This is a genomic window from Streptomyces sp. NPDC060205 (assembly GCF_042728395.1).
GTDB lineage: Bacteria > Actinomycetota > Actinomycetes > Streptomycetales > Streptomycetaceae > Streptomyces.
On record NZ_JBHWZP010000106.1, the window covers coordinates 21,267 to 27,620 of the forward strand.

Sequence of the window (6,354 nt, forward strand, 5' to 3'; positions counted from 1 at the left end):
TCCGGTTTGTGTCCGGCATCCGATGTTCGTCCCATCCGACACCTCATCCCGGAGACACCGTCATGCTTCACACCACCTTCGGGCGCGGCACAGGCCTACGTGTGTCCGAACTCGCCCTCGGCACCGCCACCTTCGGCACCAGGCCGGACGCCCCCGCTCCGCCCGCCACGGCGAGGGCTGTCTTCGAGGCGTTCGCCGAGGCGGGCGGCACCTTCGTCGACACCGCCGACCGCTACCAGGGCGGGCAGTCCGAGACGGTCGTCGGCGAACTGCTGGGCACCGATCGCGAGCGGTTCGTCCTGGCCACCAAGTACACCTCCGGCAGCGACGGACTGAGCGGCATCGGCTCCGCCGGCAACGGCCGCAAGACAATGATCCGGTCGTTGGAGGCCAGCCTGCGGCGGCTGCGGACCGACTACATCGACGTGTTCTATGCCCACCTGCCCGACACCATCACCCCGGTCGAGGAGATCGTCACCGCCTTCGACGACCTGGTGCGAGCCGGAAAGATCCGCTACGGCGGCCTGTCCAACTTCCCGGCATGGAGGGTGGCGGCCGCCGCGACCTCCGCCACCCTGCGTGGCCGCGCTCCTGTCCTCGGCATCCAGATCGAGTACAGCCTCGCCGAGCGCACCGGGGAGCGTGAACTGCTGCCCATGGCGGAGGCGTTCGGGCTCGGCGCCACCCTCTACTCGCCGCTGGCCGGCGGTCTGCTCACCGGCAAGTACCGGCAGGGTGACACCGACAGCCGACGCATCGAGCGCCCCGAGACCACGCACACCACGGCCGTCCTGGACACCGTCCTCGAAATCGCCGACGAGTGTGGCGCGAGCGCCGCCCAGGTGTCCGTGGCCTGGCTGCGCGGCAGGGCGGCCCGCAGCGCGACGGCGTTGATCCCCGTGGTCGGCGCGCGCACCACAGCGCAACTCGACGGTTACCTCGCCGCGCTCGACCTCGACCTGACCCAGGAGCAGTACGACCGTCTGGAGCGCGTGAGCGCCGTCGCCCCCGGCACCCCGCACGAGGCGGTGGCCGGTGCCTTGCCCGGCATCTTCGGCGGCGACCTCGGCAAGCTGCGCCGGCACCCGGTGCCAGTGATCTGATCGCGCGCCGTGCGGACAGGGCGCTGCGGGCCCGGCTACGGGGGAGTGGCGTCGAGTCAAGAAGGTCTTGGTCCGCCGTTGCCGGAGCGGTACCGAATCGTCGACGCCAAGCCCCTGCCGCGGCGCGCCCCTACCGGTCCTCACCGACGGCGTTCGCGAGCTGGATCATGTCGGCGCGGCCGGCAGGCCCGTTCAGATGACGCCCCCCGAACCTTGCGGGAGGCCTCATGAGGTCCGGCAGCGATGTCTGGCCACCACCCGTGTCCTCACGAGTCCTGGACGGTTCGCACAGCGAGAGCAAGGACAGCAGCTGCGGCCGACCGCGTGTCCCCGTTCGGACGGTCGGGGTAGTTGGTTTCCGCCCGGTTCCACTGGTCCGCCTTGCTGTACCAATTGACAGGCTTCGTTGTCCCGCCGACGAGGGTTGCGCGGACTTCGTCGAGCCACAGAGACCAGCGGGCGCGGTAGTAATCGCCCACGAGACCGGCCCAGGAGCGGGTTGCGTATTCGGTCAGAACGGTTGAGTCCTCATAGCCCCAGGAGGTCAGGAGGCGCTTCGCCTCCATGGAGAGGTAGCGACTCTCCTCCTCGTCGGTGCCCCATGCTCGGGCGTCGGCCAGCCATCTGCCAAGCAGAAAGTGTTCGTTCGTGGCGAGCACGACGTCCTGCGCGTCGATCAGGTCGAGCAGGTGCCGTGTGGCGTCGTCGAAGGCCGTGAGATCACGTGAGCGTGCGGCGGATGCGACTTTGCGCAGGGCGGTCCGTGCCACGTCGTCCGCGACCTGGCGTGCGAGGTCCACGAGATCGTAGGACATGCCTGGGGAGTCCAACCGCTCGGCGGCGTCCAGCAGTGCCCGCAGCGCCGGGATCAGTGCTCCGTCCGGATAGGCGGCGGCTCGCGGACCCATCAGACTGGCCTGGTTCGCGTCCAGACTCGGCACGGCTGCGATCACCGAATCGGTGCTGGCGTAGGGCGGGACGGCTTCGGTCATGGCGTCCGCCACCTGGAGGAGAGTCGCGGCGAACTCGGGTGCGCCGTGCACATCTGTGGCGTCGACCGGGATGCCCGCCAAAGCCTGCACGGTCTCTGCGGGAAGGGTGCCCTGTGCGCCGTGCCGCCATGGTCCGTAGGCGGTGCGCAGCAGGATGCGCCATGCCTCGTTGGCTTGTGGGTCCGCTGCGCCGTAGCGCGATGCCGTCCACTCCTGAACCCACGAGCGCAGGTCGATGGGCCGGCCAGCCCAGGTGAGGTCGTGGAAAAGGTCCCACAGGACAGGGTTGTTCCCGACGCCCTCGGCCATATTGGCGAGCCCGACCAACCCGGGTGCCCTGTGGCCATGACGCCACCGGAGGGGCAGAGCCGCCACGTCCGCCAGGTCACCGTACAGGGCCGTACGACCCCCGTAGTTGGGCAAGATGCCCAGCACCCAGTCCGTTCCGCCGAACCCGTCCTCGTGGTGGTGCTCACCGGTGAGGTCGATCACGAGGACGCGATCGGTGTCGATGGCTTCGAGCAGTTCACGACGAGGATTCCCGGCCCAAGCCTGCATGACCCAAGTGGCGTCCGGATGTGCAACCGTCATCGCCTTCTGTACCCCGCGGGCCGCCGAGCCGAGATCAGTGCCTCCGGTGGTGCCGCCCTCGTGGATCAGGTCCACTGCCCACATTCCGGTCGTACCGAACGCGGCTCGTTGCTCGTTGTAGAACGTCGCTGCCACGGATGCGTAGGCTTCGGTGGTCGTGTCGAGCCAGTCAGGCCGTACCGGGCCGGCGACGTCCTTGAACCAGCGGCCTTGCGATACTGTACGGGCACTCGCTTGGTGCTTGCTGAAATCAGGCGGAACCGTACCGCTGAAACCCGGCAGGATCGGACAGATATCGAGTTCCTGCATTCGCTCGATCACTCTACGGGCCAGCGTCGCGCGGTTGTTGATGAGGATCCTGCTGGTACCGCGGCCGAAGTTCTGGATATTGTTCAGCCAGAGCCACGGCTGGTGCGATGGCGGTCCCAGCCACTGCAGGATTTCCCGCTCGTCGTATCCGTAGCGCAGGAATGTTTTCAGATAGGCCAACTCCTGGCCAAGAGTGAGATGAGCTGCGTTCACTCCACCTGCCGCGAGAAGATCGATCTCATGTTCCCATTGCGCCCAGTGGTAGAACGGGGTCGTGTACCCGCCGACGGTCAGGTTGTAAGCGACCCGTCGGTCGAACATCGCATCGCCGGAAACCACCGCTCCCTCAGGCAAGTCGCGGGCGACCGGCCGGGTGCCGAGACGCGAGACGTGCGCGACACCGGTGCGGCGTGCGAACGAGGCGTAGCCGGCGACGGCCGTACCGGCGCCGGAGGCGGTGATGACCAGCTTGCCTCCGCTCGATCGGACATGGAATCCATCGTTGATCTGCGCGGTGATGGTGACTCTGACCGCGTGTTCCGGCAATCCGCTGAGTCGGCGAACCGCCGCCTGAGCGGCTGCTGCCGACGATGCGGAATCCTGATTGTCGGTCATGGAGTCTCCCGATGAGTGTGCTGCGTGAACACGGGCTGCGGACTGACACGCAGGACCGCAAGGGATCCGATCAGTGCGATGGAGCCGCCGAGAAGGAAGAGCGTCGGATAGCCGCCGAGCAGCGTCACCGCTAGTGATGCGATGAAAGGGGCGATGACCTGAGGCGCGGTCAAGGCGATGTGGAATACGCCGAGGTCACGGCCCGCGTCACCGGTTTTCGGCAGTACGAGTGTCGCCAGTGCCAGGTCCACCCCGAGGTAGAGCCCTAGAGCGAGTCCGCTCAGCGCGGTGCAGACCAGGAACGCAGACCACGTCTGCCACCCGAGAGGGATGAACAACGCACCGGAAAGCAGCAGCGATGACATCAGCACAAAACCGCGGTGCCGTCCGAAGCGATCCACGAGGGGCCCTGCGCAGGCAGTACCCACTGTGACAAAGACCAGGCTGATCGTCAGTGCGGTGGCAACGCCTTCGGCCGCCGTCACGCCCAGTGGGGGCGCTATGAAATCCTGCAGGATGTAAAGGGTGAATCCGTTGACCATGTTGTAGCCGAGGTAAAGGACGGTTCGGGAGACGAACACCCAGCGGTAGTCGCTGAAGGTGAGGCCGGCGAACATCTGCCGCAATTCTGCACTGGCGCTCCGCGGCCTATGCCGTTCGGGCGGACTGTGCCGCACCTCCCGGGCCAGCCAGGCCGAGACTGCCGAGGCGAGCGCAAAGGCCGTGGCCAGTAGCCCGTAGCCAAGCGCAGCGGAATCCACGAACAACGCCCCGAGCTGTACTCCAATGACACTTCCGACGGGCAGGCCCAGGCCTTGCACGGTGCTGGCGAGACCGTGGCGGTGCGGTGGGATTCGATCCGGGATCGCCGCCAGGACGACGTTGAGTCCGATGTTCACGGTGCCCTGGACCAGGAACCAGCCGATGAGCAGCCCGGCAACCGATCCGACGGCGCCCAGCAGGAGGAGGGAAACGGCCGTCGCGAGGCCGCCGAACAGGATCCACGGGGTCCGTCGTCCCCACCGGCTTCGGGTGCGGTCGGAGAGCAGACCGATCACGGGTGGCACAGCAAGGGAAGCGATCGCGCTGACTCCGGTGATGAGCGCCAAAGTCGAGGGGGCTGAGTCTCCGGCGATGTGTCTGACCTGCGTCGGCAACAGGACGGAAAGCACTCCGCCGATCGCTGCGTAGCCGAACACATTGATCAGGAACAGTGACGCCAGAACTGGCCAGAGTCGTAGACCGGCGTCGTCGTGTGAGGAGTGCTTCGGCTCACCCGGCCGCAGGGACGGCAGATGCATGTGGATTACCTTGAGTAGTCGGGCGGCGCGGGCACTGGCTGAAGTGGGCGGAAAACCGTCATGCCGGTCACCTCCGCCGCGGCATCCGCGGGGCGCAACCCATGTGCCGGTCACCTGCACGAGACACGGCTGACGATCGCCCCTGGATATCCGCCTCCTAGGACACCCGTCTGGTGCACAGCATGTGCGGATACCGGAGCCCGATTGCTAAACGATCCTGGGTTTCCTCGGTCGACCATCAGGTCTGCGAGCACATCCGCAACGGACACAGTCCCCGTCCATTGCACTCAAAAAGCTGACTCAGACGCTCACAGTCGGGGGAAGGTGCATGACGCGGTTGAGTCCGCCGTCGACCGTGATGGCTGCACCATTGACGTAGCTGGCTTCAGAACTAGCCAGAAAGGCGACGACGGCGGCGATTTCCTCGGGTGTACCCATGCGGCGCATGGGAATGTGCGCTGAATACGCCTCGACGGCGCCCGGGATGTCACCCATGAACCCGGTCATGCCTGTCGGATAGATCACGCCCGGGTGCACCGTATTTGAGCGAATTCCCTTCGCGCCGTATTCAATCGCGATGCTGGCGCTCAGACTTTCCGCGGCGCTCTTGGCGGCGCCGTAGGCGGGCTGGCCGTAGTTGCTGTGCAGTGCGTTGGACGAGCCGACATTCACGATGTTGCCCCGAGTCCGCTCCAGATGTGGGATCGCAGCCTTGGCTGTGTAGAGGACCGCGCCCGCGTTGACGGCGATGATGTCCTGCCAGGTCTGCTCATCCAGCCCGGCGAGCAAACCGATGTCGCTCGTACCCGCGCAGTTCACAAGGACGTCCAGGCGGCCGAACGATTGAACCGTTCCGTCGACCAGCTCGACCACAGCCGCCTCGTCTCGGACGTCCACCACTCGCTGGACGATCGTGCTGCCCTCACGGGCTTGGTCGACGGTGCGGCTCAATTTCTCCGTATCACGGCTGGCGACGACTACCGTCGCGCCTTCTTCGGCGAGCCGTAGAGCGATCGCGGCCCCCATGCCGGACCCGCCCCCAGTGATCAGTGCGACGCGGTCGGAAAACCGGTTAAGTTTCATACTTCATTCCTTTCGATCTCTTTCTTGCTTACGTGAGTCCCTTCATTTTGGGGATGATGCCAGCGAATTCTTTTCCTCCTTCACGTATTTCTCCGGTCGTGTCATGAAAATAGCCCGATGTTCGGCAGGGTTGAGAGCTCGAAGGAGACGCATCGAAGCGTCGCCCGTCGAGGTGCAGAACGTTCGTTCTTATGCGGAAGCATGCATGAGGGGAGGCGTTCGCGTCAACACCGAACGTTCTATCCTGAGCTTGCTTCGGCAGTAGACGGTCTGCCAAGATCCGTGCGTCGTGGGTGGTGTGGGATCGTAGGCCCGCTCGTCGCGTTGCGGAGGTGCGCCGTGGGGTGCTGACATGGCGGC

The 6,354-nt window shown here is 66.0% G+C and carries 4 protein-coding genes; 1 reads left to right on the top strand and 3 read right to left on the bottom strand.

Features of this window, described 5'->3' with window-relative positions:
• Positions 1-62: 62 nt before the first annotated feature.
• Entirely contained in the window at positions 63-1,103 is a 1,041-nt protein-coding gene (locus tag ACFWGJ_RS20135) for an aldo/keto reductase (RefSeq protein WP_387326207.1), read from the top strand.
• A gap of 266 nt (positions 1,104-1,369) precedes the next feature.
• On the opposite strand, the gene ACFWGJ_RS20140 is transcribed toward ACFWGJ_RS20135, so the two are convergent.
• From ACFWGJ_RS20140 to ACFWGJ_RS20150, 3 genes are all read right to left on the bottom strand, one after another.
• Positions 1,370-3,610 (bottom strand): alpha-N-acetylglucosaminidase TIM-barrel domain-containing protein, encoded by a 2,241-nt coding sequence (locus ACFWGJ_RS20140; protein WP_387326210.1) that lies wholly within the window; start codon positions 3,608-3,610, stop codon positions 1,370-1,372.
• Positions 3,607-4,911 (bottom strand): MFS transporter, encoded by a 1,305-nt coding sequence (locus ACFWGJ_RS20145; RefSeq protein WP_387326213.1) that lies wholly within the window; start codon positions 4,909-4,911, stop codon positions 3,607-3,609. The genes ACFWGJ_RS20140 and ACFWGJ_RS20145 overlap by 4 nt, the downstream gene beginning before the upstream one ends.
• 300 nt (positions 4,912-5,211) lie before the next feature.
• Complete coding sequence (locus ACFWGJ_RS20150) at positions 5,212-5,994, bottom strand: SDR family NAD(P)-dependent oxidoreductase (protein WP_387326215.1); 783 nt, start codon at positions 5,992-5,994, stop codon at positions 5,212-5,214.
• Positions 5,995-6,354: the final 360 nt, after the last annotated feature.